Origin of the sequence: Shewanella electrica (assembly GCF_022321485.1) — a bacterium.
GTDB classification, from domain to species: Bacteria; Pseudomonadota; Gammaproteobacteria; order Enterobacterales; family Shewanellaceae; genus Shewanella; species Shewanella electrica.
Window position 1 is genome coordinate 1 of record NZ_JAKOGG010000552.1, and the last position, 250, is coordinate 250.

At 68.0% G+C, this 250-nt stretch carries 1 protein-coding gene; it reads right to left on the minus strand.

The genetic code is table 11. The annotated features are described in order from the left end of the window. Positions 1-250: fumarylacetoacetate hydrolase family protein (locus tag L9G74_RS21445; protein ID WP_238898847.1), on the minus strand; the 250-nt coding region annotated here is incomplete at both ends.

A 250-nucleotide genomic window follows, 5' to 3' on the forward strand; every position in this document is an offset into this window, starting at 1 on the left:
GGCGCCTTCGGCCCGCGTCCCCTGGGGCACATCGCCCGTAATCACCGCAAGCTCGGCCTCGAAGTCGAGGCCCCAGGAATCGTCGGCAAGCCGGATCGGATCGACGGGACCCAAGAAGCTGTCGGAGCCTCCTTGGTAGAGCACCGGGTCCTTCCGATGGTCCTCTGGGAGGGTGGTGCCGCGGGCCTTGCGGACAAGCTCCATATGATGGAGGTAGGCGCTGCCGTCCACCCACTGGTAGGCGCGGGGC